The sequence below is a fragment of the Hippea sp. KM1 genome (assembly GCF_000526195.1).
GTDB lineage: Bacteria > Campylobacterota_A > Desulfurellia > Desulfurellales > Hippeaceae > Hippea.
This window is the reverse complement of the sequence record NZ_JAFP01000001.1, coordinates 294,572-315,513: the sequence shown is the minus strand read 5'-3', so window position 1 is coordinate 315,513 and position 20,942 is coordinate 294,572. Positions and strand designations below refer to the sequence as shown.

General features: G+C 44.8%; 25 protein-coding genes. All 25 read right to left on the bottom strand.

Annotated elements, in window-relative coordinates:
• Position 1: 1 nt before the first annotated feature.
• Entirely contained in the window at positions 2-340 is a 339-nt protein-coding gene (locus D891_RS0101645; RefSeq protein ID WP_025209307.1) for a P-II family nitrogen regulator, read from the bottom strand.
• A complete protein-coding gene (locus D891_RS0101640) occupies positions 341-748 on the bottom strand; it encodes a helix-turn-helix domain-containing protein (protein ID WP_025209306.1) in 408 nt (135 codons plus the stop codon).
• On the bottom strand, positions 738-1,286 hold the full coding sequence (locus D891_RS0101635) for a PilZ domain-containing protein (RefSeq protein WP_025209305.1): 549 nt from the start codon (positions 1,284-1,286) through the stop codon (positions 738-740). The genes D891_RS0101640 and D891_RS0101635 overlap by 11 nt, the downstream gene beginning before the upstream one ends.
• On the bottom strand, positions 1,279-2,106 hold the full coding sequence (locus tag D891_RS0101630) for a 4-hydroxybenzoate octaprenyltransferase (RefSeq protein ID WP_232227876.1): 828 nt from the start codon (positions 2,104-2,106) through the stop codon (positions 1,279-1,281). The genes D891_RS0101635 and D891_RS0101630 overlap by 8 nt, the downstream gene beginning before the upstream one ends.
• 13 nt (positions 2,107-2,119) lie before the next feature.
• The gene (gene pgsA, locus D891_RS0101625) at positions 2,120-2,638 is read right to left on the bottom strand and encodes a CDP-diacylglycerol--glycerol-3-phosphate 3-phosphatidyltransferase (RefSeq protein ID WP_025209303.1); all 519 of its coding nucleotides are present in this window, start codon (positions 2,636-2,638) and stop codon (positions 2,120-2,122) included.
• The gene (locus tag D891_RS0101620) at positions 2,632-3,243 is read right to left on the bottom strand and encodes a lytic transglycosylase domain-containing protein (RefSeq protein ID WP_025209302.1); all 612 of its coding nucleotides are present in this window, start codon (positions 3,241-3,243) and stop codon (positions 2,632-2,634) included. Before D891_RS0101620 ends, pgsA begins: the two co-directional genes overlap by 7 nt.
• Before the next feature lie 5 nt (positions 3,244-3,248).
• Positions 3,249-4,886, bottom strand: coding sequence for a tetratricopeptide repeat protein (locus tag D891_RS0101615; RefSeq protein WP_025209301.1), 1,638 nt, complete (start codon positions 4,884-4,886; stop codon positions 3,249-3,251).
• Positions 4,870-5,943, bottom strand: a complete 1,074-nt coding sequence (ispG, locus tag D891_RS0101610; RefSeq protein ID WP_029951899.1) for a flavodoxin-dependent (E)-4-hydroxy-3-methylbut-2-enyl-diphosphate synthase — start codon at positions 5,941-5,943, stop codon at positions 4,870-4,872. The genes D891_RS0101615 and ispG overlap by 17 nt, the downstream gene beginning before the upstream one ends.
• A complete protein-coding gene (rseP, locus tag D891_RS0101605; RefSeq protein ID WP_025209299.1) occupies positions 5,940-7,025 on the bottom strand; it encodes an RIP metalloprotease RseP in 1,086 nt (361 codons plus the stop codon). Before rseP ends, ispG begins: the two co-directional genes overlap by 4 nt.
• On the bottom strand, positions 7,022-8,176 hold the full coding sequence (gene dxr, locus D891_RS0101600) for a 1-deoxy-D-xylulose-5-phosphate reductoisomerase (RefSeq protein ID WP_025209298.1): 1,155 nt from the start codon (positions 8,174-8,176) through the stop codon (positions 7,022-7,024). The genes rseP and dxr overlap by 4 nt, the downstream gene beginning before the upstream one ends.
• The gene (locus tag D891_RS0101595) at positions 8,155-8,937 is read right to left on the bottom strand and encodes a phosphatidate cytidylyltransferase (protein ID WP_025209297.1); all 783 of its coding nucleotides are present in this window, start codon (positions 8,935-8,937) and stop codon (positions 8,155-8,157) included. The genes dxr and D891_RS0101595 overlap by 22 nt, the downstream gene beginning before the upstream one ends.
• On the bottom strand, positions 8,934-9,638 hold the full coding sequence (locus D891_RS0101590; RefSeq protein WP_025209296.1) for an isoprenyl transferase: 705 nt from the start codon (positions 9,636-9,638) through the stop codon (positions 8,934-8,936). The genes D891_RS0101595 and D891_RS0101590 overlap by 4 nt, the downstream gene beginning before the upstream one ends.
• Positions 9,638-10,204: a ribosome recycling factor gene (gene frr, locus D891_RS0101585; protein ID WP_025209295.1), complete on the bottom strand. Its 567-nt coding sequence runs from the start codon at positions 10,202-10,204 to the stop codon at positions 9,638-9,640. Before frr ends, D891_RS0101590 begins: the two co-directional genes overlap by 1 nt.
• A gap of 11 nt (positions 10,205-10,215) precedes the next feature.
• Positions 10,216-10,929 (bottom strand): UMP kinase, encoded by a 714-nt coding sequence (pyrH, locus tag D891_RS0101580; RefSeq protein ID WP_025209294.1) that lies wholly within the window; start codon positions 10,927-10,929, stop codon positions 10,216-10,218.
• Positions 10,930-10,932: 3 nt separating this feature from the next.
• Positions 10,933-11,529, bottom strand: coding sequence for a translation elongation factor Ts (tsf, locus tag D891_RS0101575; protein ID WP_029951897.1), 597 nt, complete (start codon positions 11,527-11,529; stop codon positions 10,933-10,935).
• Positions 11,529-12,302, bottom strand: a complete 774-nt coding sequence (gene rpsB, locus D891_RS0101570) for a 30S ribosomal protein S2 (RefSeq protein WP_029951896.1) — start codon at positions 12,300-12,302, stop codon at positions 11,529-11,531. The genes tsf and rpsB overlap by 1 nt, the downstream gene beginning before the upstream one ends.
• A 118-nt stretch (positions 12,303-12,420) precedes the next feature.
• Complete coding sequence (locus tag D891_RS0101565) at positions 12,421-14,418, bottom strand: STT3 domain-containing protein (protein ID WP_025209291.1); 1,998 nt, start codon at positions 14,416-14,418, stop codon at positions 12,421-12,423.
• A complete protein-coding gene (locus D891_RS0101560) occupies positions 14,415-15,029 on the bottom strand; it encodes a fumarylacetoacetate hydrolase family protein (protein ID WP_025209290.1) in 615 nt (204 codons plus the stop codon). The genes D891_RS0101565 and D891_RS0101560 overlap by 4 nt, the downstream gene beginning before the upstream one ends.
• Position 15,030: 1 nt before the next feature.
• Positions 15,031-15,858, bottom strand: coding sequence for an MBL fold metallo-hydrolase (locus D891_RS0101555; RefSeq protein ID WP_025209289.1), 828 nt, complete (start codon positions 15,856-15,858; stop codon positions 15,031-15,033).
• Entirely contained in the window at positions 15,851-16,579 is a 729-nt protein-coding gene (hisA, locus tag D891_RS0101550) for a 1-(5-phosphoribosyl)-5-[(5-phosphoribosylamino)methylideneamino]imidazole-4-carboxamide isomerase (protein WP_025209288.1), read from the bottom strand. Before hisA ends, D891_RS0101555 begins: the two co-directional genes overlap by 8 nt.
• Entirely contained in the window at positions 16,576-17,196 is a 621-nt protein-coding gene (gene hisH / locus D891_RS0101545; RefSeq protein WP_029951894.1) for an imidazole glycerol phosphate synthase subunit HisH, read from the bottom strand. Before hisH ends, hisA begins: the two co-directional genes overlap by 4 nt.
• 3 nt (positions 17,197-17,199) lie before the next feature.
• Positions 17,200-17,946 (bottom strand): glutamate racemase, encoded by a 747-nt coding sequence (gene murI / locus D891_RS0101540; RefSeq protein WP_232227890.1) that lies wholly within the window; start codon positions 17,944-17,946, stop codon positions 17,200-17,202.
• Positions 17,939-18,577, bottom strand: a complete 639-nt coding sequence (locus D891_RS0101535) for a histidine phosphatase family protein (protein ID WP_025209285.1) — start codon at positions 18,575-18,577, stop codon at positions 17,939-17,941. Before D891_RS0101535 ends, murI begins: the two co-directional genes overlap by 8 nt.
• Positions 18,561-19,655 carry an FtsW/RodA/SpoVE family cell cycle protein gene (locus D891_RS0101530; protein ID WP_025209284.1) on the bottom strand — a complete coding sequence of 365 codons (1,095 nt, stop codon included), beginning with the start codon at positions 19,653-19,655 and terminating at the stop codon, positions 18,561-18,563. The genes D891_RS0101535 and D891_RS0101530 overlap by 17 nt, the downstream gene beginning before the upstream one ends.
• Complete coding sequence (murD, locus tag D891_RS0101525) at positions 19,633-20,940, bottom strand: UDP-N-acetylmuramoyl-L-alanine--D-glutamate ligase (protein ID WP_025209283.1); 1,308 nt, start codon at positions 20,938-20,940, stop codon at positions 19,633-19,635. Before murD ends, D891_RS0101530 begins: the two co-directional genes overlap by 23 nt.
• Between the last annotated feature and the right edge of the window lie 2 nt (positions 20,941-20,942).

Below are 20,942 nucleotides of genomic sequence, written 5' to 3'. Positions count from 1 at the left end.
GTTAAATGGCGTCTTTGCCTCTTTCTGATGTCCTTATCCTTATGGCGTCCTCTATAGGTATTATGAATATCTTTCCATCACCGATCTTGCCCGTTTTGGCCGTTTCTATGATCTTCTCCACAACGCTGTCAACCATCTCATCCTCAACCACAACCTCTATCTTCACCTTGGGCAAGAAATCGACCACATACTCAGCGCCACGGTAAATCTCGGTATGCCCCTTTTGCCTGCCGTATCCCTTAACCTCACTAACGGTCAAACCCTTTATACCAAGCTCCATTAAACCCTCTTTAACCGCATCCAGCTTAAACGGTTTAATGATCGCCTCAATCTTTTTCATCTATTCAACCCCCTCATAGAGTTTTATAATCAATTCCACCTCACCCTTGCTCATGTTCAGCTGTTTTGCTATCTCATCCACACTCTTACCCTCTTGCTTTAGGCTTATAACCCTAAGCTTGACATCATCCTGGTATGTCTTGTTCTTGATGGTGCTGAGCAGTTCGGTCAAAAGCGTATTCTTCTTCCTGATGTCATCAAGTATACTATTGAGCCTATCCTGATGGTCCGTTATCCTCAAGTTGGCTATATTTATCAACTCCTTCTGCTTCTCCACCAAATTCTTCAGGCTCTCAATCAGCCTTAAAAGCCCCTCCCTCTCCTTCTTCTCATAATACCGACTCAAAAGAATATAGCCCACAAGGCCTAAGTCAAATATGGCCTGCAAAATCCAGAATTCACTGTTCATTGAGTTTGCTCTTTGCCAGTTTTCTTTCAAAATAAACCATATAGTGTATAATCAACTCCCTATCGGCCGCTGTAATGTGTTCAATATCCATACCCACACAGCCATCACCCCCAACCCTAACTATCCTGCCTAAAAGCTTTATGGCATAGTGGGAGGCTATAGGCAGAAACACCCTTCCATATATCACATCGCCCTCAAGACAATCCCCGCATTTAAACGACAAGCCATAGGATGATAGATCGCATGTTTCGGATCTCTCAAAGCCCTTAAATGTATCAGCTGGATTATCACCCCTTAGAAGCTCTATTATGTAATTGAGCTTTGCGTCCATCTCCTTCATAATCAAGACAAAGGCCTTGTTCAGGTCGCCAAATCTGGAATCCATATTGTATAGGGAGGCAAAGAAGCTGAAGGAATCCTCAGGCTCTATCCTGTTGTAAATCTCCTCCTTAACAGATTCGACCTCATCCTCTTTCAGTTTTTTATAGTATATGACAACCCTGTTTTTTATGCGCCTGTCCCTTCTTTTGTTATCCACAGCAATATCTCCCCAAAACAAAAGCAAATAGCAACACTAAGCTAATATAGCTGTTGATATTAAAAAAAGCAATGTTTATCTTTTTTGGGTCATTCGGGTCAACCAGCAGATGCTCAACCACAAGCAAACCAAGCACAACAATTGCGCCTGCATAGGCAATCCACGACAACCCAAACTCAGCTATGCTAAGGATCAAAAAAACAAAACCTATGCCGTGAAAGAGCTTCGCTGCAAACAAGGCCCCTTTTGTGCCGAACCTCACGGGTATGGAATGAAGGCCGTGCTCTCTATCGAAACGCTCATCCTGCAGGGCATACAGCACATCGAAACCGGCAATCCAGAACATAACGAATATAGCCAAGAACCAGATAGGCTCTGTTAGCTCCCCTGCTGCTGCAACATAACCACCCAAGGGCGCTATGGCGTCCGTTGCACCCAAATAGAGATGACACAACAAGCTAAAGCGCTTCGTGTATGAGTATGTTATCACAAAAAACAGCGCAATAGGCGATAGCCTAAAGGCCAGATCGTTTATGAAATAGGTGGAAACCTCAAAGATAACAATGGATATGGCCGTAAAGATATAGGCCTGCGATAGCTTTATCTTACCGGCTGGAATCTCCCTATTTTTGGTCCTCTCATTCAAAGCATCGTATTTTCTGTCTATAATGCGGTTTAGAGCCATAGCCGCACTCCTTGCAGAGGCCATGGCTATGCTAACAAGCAGAAACACCTTAAAAGAAAAGCCACTCTTAAAACCCATAACCATGCCTATATAGGCAAAGGGCAGGGCGAATATGGTATGCTCAAACTTTATCATAGACAAAAACTTCTTAAGCGAAGACATCCCTATCCTTAAAATACTCCCTGTAATATACATATCCGGATATAAGCGTCATTACAACGGCCAAAAACAGCATATACACGCCTATCTCTCTATAACCCAGAATAAGCAAACCCAGTGCAACAAACTGGCTTGTTGTTTTAAGCTTGCCCCACACATTGGCCGATATAACCACGCTCTCGCTTGCAGCAACAACCCTTAAACCGGTAACGGCAAACTCCCTGAAAACAATTACTATCACCATCCAGTACGGAATGTCCATGATTCTTATCAAGGCAATCAATATGCCAACAACCAACACCTTATCGGCCAAGGGATCCAGTATCTTTCCTATCTTCGTAATGGCCTTGCTTTTCCTTGCAATATGCCCATCCAAGACATCGCTTAAAACACCTATAACAAAGAACACAAACGCCCAGATGCGATAGCCCCTTTCAAGAAAAAGCACCACTATTATCAAATCAAACACCCTGAATATCGACAGAATATTGGGCAGATGCCTTACCATAAGCCAGCCTTTAGATTCGTAAAAACGCCGTTCTTGTAAACGATCCTTCTAAAGCTTCTATGGGTATATCTGTGTTTTACAGCCAACCTATACCCACCCTTATAGACCCTTAAAAACTTCTCCACATAACGCCTTGTTTCTGCATAGGGCGGTATGCCCTTATACCTATCAACCGCGGTCTCACCGGCGTTATAGGCCGCTGCCACAAGCCTGACATCATGGTATTTCTCTATCAAATGCTTAAGGAATAGAACCCCTCCTTTGATGTTCTGTTCAACATCGTATGGATCCTCAACACCGTAAAACTTAGCTGTCTTATCCATCAACTGCATAACACCCTTTGCGCTCTTGCTTGATGTGGCCATAGGGTTGTAATCAGACTCAATCTTCGCTATGGCCTTAACCAGGGCCGAGTCAACCCCGTAACGCTTAGCCGCATCCTCTATTAATTGCAAAACCTTTGACTTTGAATAGCCGCTTTTGAACGCCGCTCTGAAGAACACGCCTCGTGTGATGTTTGTATACACCACCTTGCCGCTTTTATCCTTCAAGGCCACCAAACCGCCCAGACATTCACCGCCTAAAAGAAAGAAAACAGAGGCCAAAACGGCTATCTTAATTCTTCCAATAGCTTGTTTACCTCCTTATCGTTAGGCGATATATCCCTGGCTTTCTTGAGCGTCTCAACGGCTTTATCTTTCTCTTTCTGCTTTATGTAAACCCGGGCCAGATGCTTAAGGCTTATCAGCAAGGATTCCCTATCATGACCAAACAACTCAATGGCCCTTTTTAGAAATTCCTCTGCTTTTTTGTATTCACCAAGCTTGTAATACCCCCATCCGAGGCTATCCAGGTAATACGGGTTGTCTTTATCTATCTCTAAGGCCTTCTCAACCAGTTTAACCCCCCTGGCCGCATCAATATCCTCATCGATATAGAGATACCCCAAATAGTTCAAAACCCTCGCATCCTTGGGGTTTAGTCTCAAAGAGCTCTTCAGATCCTCTATGGCCTTATCCCTCTTCTTTAGGCAATCGTAATATATATCACCCCGATAGAAGTAAAGCTTCGCCCTTTTTGATTGATCTTTAAACCTATCCAGTGCAACAGACAAAAGCCCCAAAGCCTCTTTGCACATCTTATGTCGAACCAGGGCAGATGAGGCATACAGGTAATAATCCAGCTTATCGTATGAGTCGATGAGCGTCTTTAGTTTATCCCAATCCTTTTGCTTAACAAGACAGTCTATCTTAACATAAACAACCTCATCAAAAAACGCCACCTTCGGATTTATCTTATCAAGATACCCAAAGGCCCTGGTGCAGTTATCCCTATAGGCTATCCCGCAAAACAGCTTCAATCTATCCGACTCATGAACCAGATCGGAAAAATCATCGCAATAACCCCTAACCCTGTCAAACATGCCGGCTCTGATGCCGACAAACATCAACTTCTCTAAATAGTCCACCCTCTTTGACAATCCAAAGGCCTTCTCAAAACCCTCAAACGACTTTTTATAATCCCCCATCAGGTAATAATCGTTTCCCATGAAATACCAGATGAAGTGGGTTTTGGGAAGCTTATCGTAAATCCCAACAGCCCCTTTATAGTTATGTTCCTTCTCATAAATACTCGCCAGCGAAAAGGCTATCCTCAAATTATTGGGCGCAAGGCCATAGGCCTTCTTTAGGGCATCCCTTGCACACTCCATCTTCTTAAGTTTCAAACAAACCTCACCCAAATAATACAAAGCCGCAGGATCGTTGGGCTTTAGCTTCAAATACTCCTTAAGCTTTGGATAGGCCTTTTCATACTCGCCGTTCTTTATATACATAAAAGCCATACCCTTTAATGTTCTGGGCTGATTCTCAAACCGTTTCTGTATGACCGCCATCAACTCCTCAGCCTTCTTCTTATCCCTTAAGATGGTGTAAACATCGAAGAGCTTGTAATAAAACTCCTTGTCGTTTTTGTAAATGGATATGGCCTTCCTTAACACCCTGGCGGCCTTGTAATAATCGCCACGGTATATCAGCACATCGGAAAGCTCGTTGAAGAAATCCCTCGACTTAACAAGGGGAAATACAGCCCACATATGTTTTGATGCATTCTTAAAATCGCCTTTAAAAAACGCCAGATACCCTGCCGTGTAGTGATAGACAACCCTCTGACTCAAACCTGCACAGGCCGACTGATAGAAACCAAAAACGACAAGGACAACCAAAACAAACCTATTTATCCTTCGCATACTCCCTCACAAACGCCTCAAACTCATCAACAAGCCTATCCTCTTTAACCTTTTTCACAATCTTTCCCTCTTTTATAATCAGGCCAAAATGCCTTCCTCCGGCTATGGCTATGTCCGCCTCCTTTGCCTCACCAAGGGCATTAACCACACACCCCATAACGGCAACCTTTATGGGCTTGTCTATATCAGATAGCCTCCTTTTTAACTCATCCACCAAGGAGAGCAGGTCTATCTCGATCCTCCCGCATGTGGGACATGATACAAAATCTATCGAGCGCTTCTTTCTTAAATGCAGTGCATTCAACAACTCATAGCAAACATCTATCTCATTCTCGGGCGGTTCAGTCAATGATATCCTTATTGTATCACCGATCCCCTGCCTGAGTAAAACAGCTAAAGCCGAGGTTGACTTAACAATCCCCTCCCTTGAGCTTCCAGCCTCCGTCACGCCCAAATGCAGGGGATAGTCTATAAGCTGTGATATCTTTTCATTGCAGATAATCGTCGATAGGGGATCTGATGATTTTATGGAAACCTTCATATTGACAAAGCCTGCATCCTCTATCCTTCTAACCCACCTATGGGCGCTTTCAACCAAAGCATCATCCGTAGGTCCGTTGTATTTATCCAAAAGGTCCTTCTCCAGTGAACCGCTGTTTACACCGACCCTTATGGGGATGCCGTATTCTCCAGCAGCCCTCAAGATCTCCTTAACCTTATCAAAGGAGCCTATATTGCCCGGATTTATCCTCAAACCATCCACACCGCTTTCAACAGCCATAAGCGCCAATCTATAGTTGAAATGTATGTCGGCAATTACAGGGATCGGACTCTTCTGTTTTATCTGTTTTAAGGCCACAGCCGCATCCTCATCGACAACGGCGCACCTGACAACCTCACACCCCCTCATATAGAGCCTTTCTATCTGTTTTAGCGTGGCCTCTATATCACGGGTGTCTGTATTGGTCATGGATTGAACAACAACAGGCGCACCACCGCCTATCTTAACACCGCCCACATCTATCTGTTTGGTCTTTTTTCTCTTTATCAAGCTCATTTCTTCTGCTCTATCTGGTGCTTAACAAACTTCACAACGCCGTATCTTTTAAAATCGTTGGCAAAGGCGAACAACATCAAGGCCAGCAGCAGCGCTATACCTATCTTCTGGAAGTTCTCCTGCGCCTTCTCGCTGACCGGTTTACCCCTTATGGCCTCGATGGCATAGAACATCAAATGCCCACCATCCAATACAGGTATGGGCAAAAGATTCAAGATGCCTAAGTTTATGCTTATTATTGCAATAAACCACAGAAACGCCCCAAGGCCTGCAGACGCAGCCTTTCCAGCAAAATCCACTATCATAATGGGGCCACCAATCTCAGAGGTCGGTATAACCCTCTCTATCAACTTAACCAGCCCGACGATTATGAGTTTTGTCATGTATATGGTCTCCTCAACCCCTTTCTGAATACTCTCAATCGGGCCGTATCTTAGCTTAACCGTATCGCCCAAAGGCGCAATACCCAGCCTCCCCTGCAAAACCTCCTTACCAAAGGTATCCTTAACCCTTTCTGCCTTAGGCGTTGCCTCAATACTGATCAGCTTACCGTCCCTTTTTACAGTCAACTTAATGGTTTCAGCAGGATGCATCCTTATGAGCCTTGCCATCTGTTTCCATGTCTTAACGGGCTTATCGTTTATGGCGACAATAACATCACCTTTTTTGAGGCCTGCTATCTGGGCCGGTGAGTCCTTCATCACCTTTCCCACAGACGGCGCAAGCGTTGTTATGCCTATATTGTATGCCAGGGCTATAAAAACCACAGCCGAAATTATATTAAAAAACGGACCGGCAAATACTATCAACACCCTCTTCCACAAGGGCTGAGCCACAAACGAATCGGGCTGATTGGCATCATCATCCCTTAAGCTCTCACCCTTCAGCTTCACATAACCACCAAGCAAAATCAAGGAGAAGGCATATTCAGTCTGTTTGGGCTTAAACCTAAACAGAATAGGCCCAAAGCCCACAGAAAACCTCTCAACGCCTACACCCAAAAGCCTTGCCACGATAAAGTGGCCAAATTCGTGTATTATGACCATCAAAACAAGGCCAACAACGCCCCATAGCCAGCTCATTTACTTCCTCCAAAATCACTTCTAATCAACCTTAAAACCTCTTGCTTCAACCTCTCCGACTCCCTATCGATCTCAAATATATCCTCAGGCAATCTATCCCTAAATTTATACAACGAAACCTCCAAAATCTCAAATATATCCTTAAAGGCGATGTTGCCCCTCAAAAACTCATCCACGGCAACCTCATCGGCTGCATTGAGCACCATCCCCAAATTCTTATCCTCATCCTTCAACGCCTCATAGGCAAAATTAAGCGTTTTAAACCTCTCAAAATCCGGCTTCTCAAATGTCAACGATCCTACACTGCCCAAATCCATCCTAAACGGCAGGTTAAGCCTTTTGGGCTTGGTCAATGCATAGGCAATGGGTATTCTCATATCGTGGTCTGCTATCTGGGCTATAATGGAGCCGTCAATAAACTCAACGGCAGAATGGATTATGCTCTGCCTGTGCACAACAACATCTATCCTATCGGCCGACACATCGAACAACCATCTGGCCTCTATTATCTCAAACCCCTTGTTCATCATAGTGGCCGAATCGATAGTGATCTTCTTGCCCATATCCCAATTAGGATGGGAGAGTGCATCCTCAGGCTTGATTCCATCAAAGCCCTCCCTATCCCAGAACGGGCCGCCGCTTGCTGTAAGTATAATCTTAGACACGCTCTTTTTATCCCTGCCCTCCAAGCATTGATAGATGGCCGAATGCTCTGAATCTATCGGCACAATCTCCATCCCATTCTCAAAGGCCAACCTACTCAATACCCTCCCTGCAACAACCAGGCTCTCCTTATTGGCTAAAGCAAGCTTCTTTCTGGCCTTCAACGCAGAATAGCTTGGAAGAAGGCCCGATACACCCACAAGCGCATTAACCACCACATCGGCCTCATTTAGACCCGCAAGTTCGACAAGCCCCTCCTTACCCCTTAAGAAGCGAATATCCGGATAGAGCAGCTTAAGCCCATCCAGATCAACACCCTCACCGACACAAACATACAGGGGCCTAAACTCATCAATCTGCCTTTTTAGAAGCTCAACATTCCTGTTACAGCTAAGCCCTATAACCCTAAACCCTGAACTGTTTCTGATTATATCAAGCGTATTCTGGCCTATGGAGCCCGTTGAGCCTAAAACAACAAGGTTTTGCATTGAATCACCAGATAAGAAAAGAATGCGGCAAAGGCAAAGCTATCAAGCCTATCCAATATACCACCGTGGCCCGGTATCAGGTTTGATGAATCCTTCCTTGAGAAAAATCGCTTTACAACCGATTCGGCCAAATCGCCAAGAATGCCCGTTATATTCGATACAACGGATATAAGCAGGGCATCATACAAGTCAACACTGAAGGCAAAACCAAACAGAAGACCAGCCAAAATACCACCTACCACACCGCAGAGGGCACCCTCCACGGTCTTTTTAGGGCTTATAGTGGGTGCAAGCTTATTCCTGCCAAGGCTTCTGCCACAAAAGTATGCAACGCTATCGCCCGCCCAGATGGAGACAAACAGCAAAAGCAGAAGCCATCTGCCGTTATCAAATCCCATGAGTTTCTCACCAAACGAATACAGCATCACATAGAGGATGCCCGAGAAGTAAAAATAATCGTTAAATACCTCGCCCTCCTTCAGAGAGCCAAAGCTTATAACCATGCTGATAACAAAAACAGAAAACAGGGCATATACAAAAAACCCGCTATAGAACAAAAAAACAAGGCTCAAGATGGCAGATAGCAAAAGATAGGCGCCCTTTTTCAGGCCAAAGGATTTACCATCAAGAGAGAGCCATTCAAAAAACGCCAAAACCTCAACGGCAAACAGACTCAATCTAACATAAAAAAGATCGGCCTTTAATACCAGATAGACAACTAACGGTATGAGTATAGAAGCAGAAACAATCCGCTTTATCACAGCCCGCCAAATCTTCTTTTGCGCCTTTTGAATTCCTCAATAGCAGCCCTTAAGTCATCCCTTGTAAACTCAGGCCAATACTTATCGACAAATACAAACTCGGCATAGGAGATCTGCCACAACAAAAAGTTGCTTACCCTCTTTTCCCCACCGGTCCTGATAAGCAGGTCAACATCGGGTATGTCGTGCGCATAAAGGTATCTGGCAAACAGACCCTCATCTATCTGATTCGGGTCTATATCGCCCCTTTTGACTTCTTCTGCTATTTGTCTTGCAGCCCTTACTATCTCGTATCGTCCGCCGTAATTCAGTGCAAGGTTAACCCTTAAACCGGTGTTGTTTTGCGTTGCTTCTATCAATCCTTCTATATTCTCCCTTATCTGCTCATCAAAGGAGTCTATCTCGCCTATAACACCAAACCTTACATTCTTCTTTAAAAACAGATCCCTTTTTTTTACAAGCTGCTTTTTAAGCAGAACCATCAAAAACCGTATCTCGCTTTTTGGTCGTTTCCAGTTCTCTGTGGAAAATGTATACAGCGTCAGATACCTAACACCCTCATCTATGGCCGCCTCAACTATCCTATCCACCACATTCGAACCGATATAGTGGCCGTATGTTCTATTCTTGCCCTGCTGTTTTGCCCACCTGCCGTTGCCATCCATAATGATGGCAACATGGTAAGGAAAGTTCTCCCCCATCACAGATTGAGTATCTCTTTCTCTTTGCTGCCCATCAACTCATCGAGCTTCTTGGAGTTCTCATCAAGTATCTTCTTAACCTCTTTTTCGGCCCTCTTGGATTCATCCTCCGATATAATCTTATCTTTCTCCATATCCTTTATGGTCTTTAACGCCTTCTTCCTTGCGTTCCTTAGGGCAACCTTGTAATTCTCACTCTCCTGCTTCAGAAGCTTTACCACCTTCTTCCTGTCCTCTTCGGTCATAGGTGGTATGCTTATCTTTACCGTTTTGCCATCATTCTGCGGCGTGAATCCCAAATTGGCCTTCAAAATAGCCTTCTCGATCTCCTTTATAATCGATGTATCCCACGGCTGTATAACGACGGTTGTGGCATCCGGCGTTGATATAGTCGCAAGCTGCTTCAGTTGCATCTGCTGCCCATAGCTTTCCACCTTTATATTCTCAAATACGGCAACATGCGCCCTTCCGGTCTTAACCGTCGTCAGATACTTTTTATACGAGCTAATGGTCTTTTTCATCTCATCCTTCATCTGACCTATAACCTTATCTAAACTCTCCTCCATACATCACCTCCCTATTTGACCAGGGTGCCCAAGTTCTCACCCAACACTATCCTCTTTAAGGCACCGTATTGTTTGATGCTAAACACTATGATGGGCATCTGGTTTTCCATGCACATAGAAATAGCCGTTGAATCCATAACCCTTAGGTTTCTATCCAGCACCTCTATGTATGTGATGGTCTTGATCCTTTTTGCATCGGCATAAACCATGGGGTCTTTATCGTAAACACCGTCCACCTTGGTTGCCTTCAATATGACATCCGCACCCATTTCCATAGCCCTTAAAGATGCAGCCGTATCCGTTGTAAAATAGGGGTTACCCGTGCCAGCCACAAATATTATAACCCTTCCCTTTTCAAGGTGTCTTAAGGCCCTCCTTCTTATGTAAGGCTCTGCAATCTCCCTCATCTCTATGGCACTTACAACACGGGTCTGAACACCCATTTTCTCCAAAGCATCCTGAAGCGCCAATCCGTTGATAACGGTCGCCAGCATGCCCATATAATCGGCGCTGGCCCTATCCATGCCCATGGCTGCACCTTTAACGCCTCTGAAAATATTGCCACCGCCTATAACGGTGCACACATCAACACCCAACTCCTTTACTTCCTTTATCTGCCTGGCTATCTCCTTTATGGTGTCCTCGCAGATTCCATAGGAAAGGGAGCCCATAAGGGCCTCCCCGCTTAGCTTCAACAGTATTCTTTTAAAAACAGGCTTTTCCATTGCTTACTCACCTATCTTAAAGCGTGCAAACCTTCTTACGACTATATTCTCACCCATCTTGGCTATAGCATTCTGCACAAGGTCTTTAATCTTCATGCTGTCATCCTTGATGAAGGGCTGCTCAAGCAGACACACCTGCTCATAGAACTTCTCTATCTTACCCTCAACGATCTTATCCAAAATATTCTCAGGTTTGCCCTCCTGCCTCAGCTGCTCCTTCATGATCTCCTTCTCTTTGTTGATAACATCCTCAGGCACATCCTCCCTTTTTACATACTCAGGGGCAGCAGCGGCTATATGCATGGCTATATCCTTGCACAACCTGTTGAAATCGTCCGTATTGGCAACAAAATCGGTCTCGCAGTTAACCTCAACCAGAACGCCTATCTTTCCGCCTGCGTGTATATAGCTTGCAACCTTACCCTCATTGGCCTCTCTTCCTGCCTTCTTTGCCGCCTGGGCCAGACCCATCTCTCTGAGCTTATCTATAGCCTTCTCTATATCGCCGTCTGTCTCCTGAAGCGCCTTCTTGCAGGCCATCATGCCCGCACCCGTTCTCTCCCTTAACTCCTTAACCATCGCAGCTGTTATGTTAGCCATTACTCCTCTTCCTCCTCTTCTGCCTGTAATTTCTCTTCCCTGCCTTCCTCAAAGGCCTCCTCTTCCTGTTTCAGTTCAAGCTCCTTCTCATACCTCGCCTGTCCGTTCTTGATGGCCTCAGCAAGCCTGCTTGCAACAAGCTTTATAGACCTTATAGCATCATCGTTTCCGGGAATCACATAGTCAATCGGGTCTGGATCGCAGTTTGTATCCACCAAAGCAACAATGGGTATACCTAACTTGTTGGCCTCCTTAACGGCCAACTCCTCCCTCTTAACATCGATGATGAGCAATGCATCGGGCAGGTTGGCCATCTGCCTTATACCCTCTAAGTATTTCTGAAGCTTCTCCTTCCTTTTTCTTAAGATCTTCTGCTCCTTTTTGGTGTATGCCTCTATCTCTCCGCTTTCCTCCATCTCCTCCAATCTCTGCAGCTTCTCTATGCTCTTTTGAATCGTGGCAAAGTTGGTAAGCAGACCACCGAGCCACTTCTCGTTAACATACGGCATACCGCAGGATTGGGCCGCCTCTTTGATCTCCTCCTTGCCCTGCTTCTTGGTGCAGACAAACAGAACCGTCTTGCCTTGAGCAGCCAAATCCTCCAAAAACTCATAGGCCCTGTCGAAATAGACAATGGTCTTTTGAAGGTCGATGATGTGGATATCCTTCCTTGCGGCGAAGATAAACGGCTTCATCTTCGGATTCCAGCGCTTGGTCTGATGACCAAAATGGACGCCGGCCTCTAAAAGCTCCTTCATCGTAACATAAGACATACCTCAAACCTCCTAAAGGATTTTACCACCATCCCCTCACCCCTTTGCAGGGGATCCTTTTTACAGGGAATGTGCGTGGTTGTGAATTTATATACAAAAGCCAGAACTTTTACAAGCCCTATTTAACCCTAAAAACCCTAACCGTCGGAAATCTATTGTAAACCTCCTCAAATAGCCCCTTATCGTAATCACCCAATATGTACATGCGGTTAAAGTTGCTCATAAACACCCTATCGTCGCAGATAAGAGCAAACCTAAAGGTGAGACGACCGTTGTCCTGTTTTGTCAGACAAATCTCCACATTCACGCCCTTATCGTGTATCTCCTTTATACTCTGAACATTGCCGTTTACAACATAAACAAGCCTCTTTATGGGCAGTTTATTTGAAACAAACCCCTTTTTTGTATCTATAAAGCCCTTGTTGCACCTAAAGATGCCACCCTTAAAATCAAAACACACAAACACAGAATAGCCATCAGGAAAAGACTTCTCCTTATCAAAATCCCAGCTTCCCAGATAGCTTATTGCATAGTATTTGCCTATCATATCCTCGCTGAACAAAACATAGTTGTTGTTGTCCTTCAAGGGTTTTTCAAACCCAAACGCCATCCTGACAGCCTTACCCGCAGAGATGTTGTCCTTGGTTATATTGTCCATTATGGGTTTAACGCCGTAATGATCCATAAACGATATTATGTTATGCATAAGCGTTTGATTGTCGCTGATGAGCGCTTTGGCCACCAGGTATGTCCTTGCCCCACCGTGGACGCCTCCGTCGTGGTATGTCGCAAAACCGCTTATATCCTCAATGGCGTATCCGTAATCCCACCAGGAGAAAATCACAGCCTTACCCAACCTGCCCTTTAGATCTATGAAGCTATCGACAATGGGTGCTGCTATGGAGGGTTTGGGCACAAACCTATATGCACTAAACCTGCCAAGGGCTATAATCAAAACAACCACAACCAAACAGGCAACAGCATTCCTTAAAATACTGCTAAACCTGTCGTTTTTCAGCCTGCCCAGAATAAAATCAAACAGAAAACCGACACCGATGCCAACAAACGGCGCCAGAAACATAACGGTTCTGTTGGACGACCTAAAGGCCAAAAGCCCCAACAGAAACGCAGGCAAAACGGCAACGCCATAGAGCCTTGCAAAAACAAGACCAAACAGCGACAGTATAAGCCCTATAGTGTCTATAATCGGCACAGAGAGTATATACCCCAACACCCTTGCTGCAGGCACATGCTCAGTCTCTGTGATTGTTTTCATTATATTGGGAAAGCTGCCACCCGATGTGGTGGTTATCTTTCCATAATTGCTAAAGAACCCTATGATACTGTCAAAGCCTGAAAAGAACCATACAGGGTTGGCAAACAGGATAAACAGAGCAGAAGCAACGGCTATCTCTTTTATCTTTACCCTTCTAACCAAAAGCACAAACAACAGTATGGCAAAATAGACAAGGTCAATGCCCACATGTCCATACCACCATCCAAACAGGAGGAAATTCAAGCCAAGCAGCGATGCATACACATACCTATTCCTTCCATCCTTCGCATACCCGGTCCTTATGACAAGATAAGAGCCAAGAAACATAAAAAACAACTGAAGGAGGTCTGTATCCACCCTGCCCATGGCCGTTCTTATGGCATACATCCACGAGAAAGCCCCCACAAAGCCGCCAACAAGGCCCGCTATGGGCATTTCAGCCTCATAAAACAAAAGCGCAAACGGTATAATAAAAAGGCTTGCCAGTATCGGAACAAGCATCAAGCCACTTAAGTATATAGACATACCGGTTATCTTTGAAAGCCAGGCTATCAAAAAGCTTATCATGGGAACCGGTCTGGGTTTTGTTGTAAATTCAGGATACGCCATTAAGGTGTCATTATCGGAGTTATAGTAAGTGCCGTTTTTGTATTCCTTTGCATACCTCAACCAGTAATAGGCATCAAGTGTGGTCATGGCAGGGTAATTCCTAACAAAATAGACATCGGGCATGGTCTTCCACACGCTGAATTGATGATACCTGAAATAGAACGAGGCCGAAAAGACAAGCACAACAAAAATTAGGAACAGCTTAAAATTAAAATAGCCTACCCGCTTCATTTTACGACCCACTCTTTTTCAATTACCACCTTACCATTTAGAAGTATTCTGCCTAAAAACCTATCACCTTCTTTAAATTCGCCAACACCCTTGGGTGTGCCTGTCATCAATATATCGTAATCACAGAAGCTAAAGTATTTTTTTGCCTCATTTAGTATCTCATACGGCTTGTTTATCATCAAAGAGACATCGCCCTTCTGCTTTAGGTCTCCATTTATGTACAACTCTATACCCAGCCCATCTATATCGGCCCTATCTATAGCCACAAAATCGCTAAAAACAGCCGCATTATCGAATGCCTTGGCCTTCTCCCACGGCAGCTCCTTCTCCTTTAAAACACTCTGCATATCCCTTATCGTCAGATCTATACCAAAACCCACACCAACAAAATCACCATCCTTAACAAGCAGGCTTATCTCACCCTCATAATGGCACCTTCCAAACTTAGGCAAAAACAGCTCGGTCGATACAGAGCTATTGGGCTTTATAAACAGCGTTATATTACCCGGCTGCTCGTTGTTTAACTCCTTTATGTGTTCAACATAGTTCCTTGCTATACACACAACCTTACTCGGACAGATAAAATTGCCCTCAAACAACACACCCCTCATATCAATCCTCCACAACCGTTATAACACCCACATTGTTAAACACCACCCTATCGCCAAACTCACAGTACATCCTCGATGTCATCAAAAGGCCGGTGCAGTGGGAAGGCCCCATAATCCTCAAATCCATCTCTCTTAAGGCTTCTATGGTTTTTTTTCTTTGAAGTTCATCGGCAGGGCCCAAATGTGTGCCGCCCAAAAAACCAGAAACACATCTATCAAAGGTATCTTCAGCCTGCCTCATGATGTTTATTATGCCCCTATGGGCACACCCAAACAGCACAAACAACCCGCTGTTAAGCTCAATAAACACGCTTAAGTCATCATCAACATTATCCTTGACAAGCTCTCCATCCCTTTCATAGACAAAGTTCTTATCCACACTTTCAAAATCATTCACCATATTTACAAAACCGCTTGTCCACACGCCCTTTACAACCTCTATGGGTTCTTCAGACAAAACAAACCTCGCCCCTCTGGATTCAAAAAACTCCCTATCCTCTATGCCTATATACCTCAAATTGCCATCATCGCTGAGCTTTGAGTATCTCTTTCTGAATATCTCAGGATGGGCATAAACAACGGGCTTTGCATAATCAAGCAGATATTTAAGCCCACCCCCGTGGTCATAATGTCCATGAGACAAGATAACCTTATCAATCCTCGACAGATCCACGCCCAAAAGCTTCGCATTATGGATTAAAGCATCGGTCTGTCCAGTATCAAACAAAACAAGCTCGCCATCCTTTTCTATCAACATGCTCAATCCGTGCTCAGCCCTGAATCTGGCCTTAATAGCCGTATTCTCAACAAGCGTTGTTATCTTAAGCATGGCACAACTCCATAGCCTCTTCTAAAGATAGGGTTTTTTCATACATCGCCTTACCCACTATAACACCGATAACGCCGAACTGCTCAAGCCTTTTCACCCTCTTTATATCGTCTATATCCCTAACACCACCAGAAACTATTATGTCTAAGTCGGTTCTTACGGCAATCTCCCTGTAAAACTCCTCATTCACCCCGCTTAGTGTGCCATCCCTGCTTATATCGGTTATTATAGCCTCCTTTATGCCCTTATCCCTCATCTTAAGCAAAAACGATATGTATTCTATCTTGCTATCCTCCTGCCAGCCCAATATCCTGACAAAACCGTTATCGACATCAACGCCGGCAATGATCCTATCCCTAAAAAGTTCAACAACCCTATCAAACTCCTCTGGATTCTTAACAGGCATGGTTCCTATAACAACCCTGGCTGCCCCTGATGAGAAGACCCTCTCCACATCCTCAAGGCTCCTCATACCGCCGCCAACCTCAACCATGGCCTTACTCTTTTGAACCATCTCCTCTATGAGCTTTAGGTTGTTCTTATCTCCACCGCTAAAGGCCGCATCTAAATCAACCAGATGTATGCGCTTGATGTTTAAGCTATTGAAATACTCCACCAACTCTATCGGGTTTTCATGGTAAATCTTAACATTATCCCTTCTGCCCCGCACAAGCCTGACCGCTTTGCCATCCATAAGGTCTATTGCAGGAATTACTATCATGGCTTACCCTCACAAATATCACAAAAGTTTTTCAACACCCTAAGCCCCAAAGATTGGCTCTTTTCTGGATGGAACTGCACCCCCCACACATTACCCACATTTACGGCTACAGTAAAATCCACACCGTAATTACACCTTGCAATCGCCGAACCATCCAAGGCCACACCGTAATAGGAGTGCACAAAATAGAAGAAGCTGTTATCGTTTATACCCTCAAGGAGCCTGTTCTGTTTTTCTATTTTTACCGTATTCCAACCCATATGGGGCACCTTCAGGCCTTTGCCCTCAAACCTAACAACCCTGCCCTTAATAAAACCAAAACCCTTATGCAGACCAAACTCCTCGCTCTCCTCAAACAAAAGCTGCAAACCGACGCAGATGCCAAGAAAGGGCTTTCCATCCTCAACCACCCTATAGATTACATCAACAAGCCCATACCCTTTAAGCTTGTCCATGCAATCGCCAAAGGCGCCAACGCCCGGCAATATAACACCATCGCTTGACAGGATTTCATCCCTGTTGTTGGTCAGCTTTGCCTCATAGCCAACAAACTCAACCGCCTTAGAGACACTCCTGACATTGCCACTATCGTAATCGATTACCGCTATATAACCCATAGGCTACCCCAAATCAACAAGCTTAACGCCGTTAAACTGCTTACCTAAAAACATACTGCCCAATCTGGCAAACTTCTCCTCAGAATCGGTCGTATAGCAAATTAGTCTGCCGCTTCCCTTAAACAGCCCCTCAAGCCCTCTAACTTTAAGCTCCTCAACCAAGGCCTCACCGCTATCTATAAGCCTTACACCATCCCCCATAATATCCCGTATGACACCCCTAAGCAGTGGATAGTGCGTGCAACCCAAAATCAGCGCCTCGCAGTTCAAATCACCCAAATACCTCCTGGCTACTGCATAGGTGATCTCATCATCAAGCCAGCCCTCCTCAACCAGCGGCACAAACAAAGGACAGGGCCTCTGAACAACCCCGCAAGAGGCGCTATACTTAGCTATCTTTTTTGGATAGGCATTGCTCTGTATTGTTGAGGTTGTGCCTATAACGCACACCTTTTTAAACCCAGCTGCAAGTCTGGCGGCCGGTTCAATAACGCCAAATACGGGCAGGTTAAACCTCTCCCTTAGAGCATCTATGGCAACACTGCTTGCCGTATTGCACGCAACAACAATAGCATCAACACCAAATTTAGATAAAAATTCCGCATTCTGAAGCGAATATTTAAGAACCGTATCCTTGGACTTTGTCCCATAGGGAAGCCTGGCCGTATCGCCTAAATACACTATATCTGAATTAAACGCTCCAAGGAGCTGCTTAACAACGCTCAAGCCTCCTACGCCGGAATCAAACACCCCTATCAAAACACACCTTCCCGTTTATAAGCTTTACCAGCATAAAATCGCCATCGCTTTCAAAGTGGTTTATGCAGGCATAGTCCTGTGATATATTCAAAACAGAGCTGCCCTTAAGGGACAAAAACTCCATTATAAAGACCCTGTTCACCCCTCCGTGCGCCACTATCAACACATTACCATCCAACGAAGAAAGCCTTTCTGAGATAAAATCCTTAACCCTCTTGTGCACATCTTCAAAACTCTCACCGTTTTTGGGTCTGTAAAAGAACGGATCATCCAAAAAAGCTCTTGCCTCCTCTGGAAACCTATACTCAATCTCCTCCCAGCTTAAAGACTCAAATATACCAAAGGAGCGCTCCTTAAGCCTCTCATCCACAATCACACGGGTCTTTTCAAACCCATCGGCCACCACCCTGCACCGCTTAAGGGGCGATGTATAAACATACCGTATGTTCTTATCCTCAAAAAACCTGACAAGCTCCTCAGCCTGCTTATAACCCCTTTCAGAAAGATCCACATCTATATGCCCGTTAAATACATTCCTATAATAATTCTCAACCTCTGGATGCCTGACAATATAAATATCATAGATCTCACTCTTAAACAAATACTTAAGCTTCTTCTCCATTGGGACACCTTCTATAAACACTCAAAACCATACCAATCAAGGCACCATCAACAAGAAGCGATGTTCCCCCATAGCTCAAAAGAGGCATGGTAATACCCTTTGGCGGCATGATATGGTAAACGCTAAATAGGTTAATAATGGCCTCCAAAGACAACAAAACGCCCACGCCGAAGCTTAAGGCCTTGCCAAATGTATCCTTGCACCTAACCGACACCTCAAACACAAACAACAGCAGAAAAGATAGAAGCACGATAACGGCCAGAACGCCCAAGAACCCGAAATCCTCACCGATACCCGCCATAATAAAATCGTTATAGGAATCCGGCACAAAGAGGCTTTTGTATATACCCTTAGCAGGCCCTGCACCCAAAAGCCCGCCGCTGCCTAAGGCAACCAGGGCGTGCTCCACCTGATAGTTGACCTTGCCTGTGATAAAGAAGTTTATAACCCTCTGAACCTTGTTGGGGTTTGTATAGATCACAGCCGCAGCGACAACGGCAGCAGGCATAACAAGCATTACGATATGCTTGGGCTTATAACCAAACACATATATCATAATCAAAAACACCAATATTAAGAGTGCAGCACTCCCGACATCCGGCTCAACAGCAATAAGCAGAAAGAAGATACCAACAACAGCTGCCACAGGCATCACGCCCCTTGTGATGTCATCCTTAAACTGCTGCTTCCTGCTGATAAAATCGGCTATATATATCAACAAAGCCAGTTGGGCAAACCCGCTGGGCTCAAACATAAATCTGCCTATCTTGAGCCATCGGGTCGCCCCTCTGACATTCACACCGTCTATGTGTAAAAACACAAGCAAAAACAGGGCAAAAACAACCAAAATCAGCGATATTTTCTTCAAGAACCTATAGTTGAGAACAGAAAAAAACCAGGCAACCGCTATGGATAAAGAAGCAAAGACCGCCTGCCTTTTAAGAAAGAAGTTGGGGTCTGAAAACCTCTTAAACGCAAAATAGTAAGAGGACGACCACACCTCAACTATGCCTATAGCAAGCAAAAGAAAGTATGGCAAAATAATAAAAGATGGCCTAAACCAGGGGGACTTCTTCATACTCCTTCTTAAACTTCTTTACCTCCTCCTTGAAAGCCTCTCCACGCTCCTCAAAGTTCTTATAAGGCCCGCAACTTGAACCACCCGGGCTAAACAACACCACATCACCCTTTGCTGCCACCTCAAAGGCGGCCCTAACGGCACCCCAGATATTCAAAGCAGGCAGCGGTATGGGTAAAAACTTCTCAAGCTCTGTCAATATGAGCTTTCTATCATCACCGTAAACAACAATAGCCTTAACCCTCTTTTCAAACAGCGGCAACAGCTTAGAGTAAGGCTCACCCTTGTGCTTTCCCCCCAATATCAAAACGATACCCACATCTTCATCAAACGAATTTATAGCCGCCTCAACGGCATCCAAGTTCGTGGCCTTAGAATCGTTGTAAAACTTAACCCCTTCAATCTCATCGACAAACTCTATCCTGTGGTCTAAATTACTCATCGCTCCAACCACCTCCTTTATTATTTTCCCCTGAACACCGCACAAAAGGCCAATAACCGATGCGAATGCAACATTCTCAAAGACCTTAGAACCAAATAGTCCTGTTTTATCTATCTTAAGCCTATCAGGCCTATTTACAACAACGCCGTCTCTGTTATAAAAACAATCGGCATCCCTGCTTTTCGATGAAACCAAAAACAACTCAGCCTTACCATCAAAGCTATACCCATCGCTATCGTTCTTTATGAAGAAATCCCTATTCGTCTGGTTTTTGTATATCTTCTTTTTGGCCTCTATGTAATTATCCATACTCCCATGCCAGCCCAGATGGTCAAAGGCTATATTTAAAATAGCCGCTATGTGGGGCCTAAAACCGTCTATAAACTCAAGCTGATAGCTGCTTGCTTCAACCACATAGTAATCCGCATCAAAAAAAACGGCCTCACTCAGAGGCAGACCGTAATTACCACATGCTAAGGCCTTTCTGCTCGACCCTTTCAGAATCCTCTCCACCAGGGCAACGGTGGTCGATTTACCGTTTGTGCCTGTTATTGCAATTATTTCGCCTTTCGCATACCTATAGCCAAGCTCAAGTTCGCTTATAATCCTTATCCGTCTCTCTATGCAGTGCTTAACAAACGGATGGTACGGCTTTATACCCGGGCTTAGGACAACCTCATCAAATTCAATATCAAAGAACCTATCCGCCCTATCCTTACCAAACAAACCATCGCCATTAAGCTCAACCCTATCGTCAAACACATAGACATCAAAGCCTCTATCCTTAAGCAGCCTGTATGCAGCCTGCCCGCTTTTTCCAAAACCAACCACACCGACCAGCATAC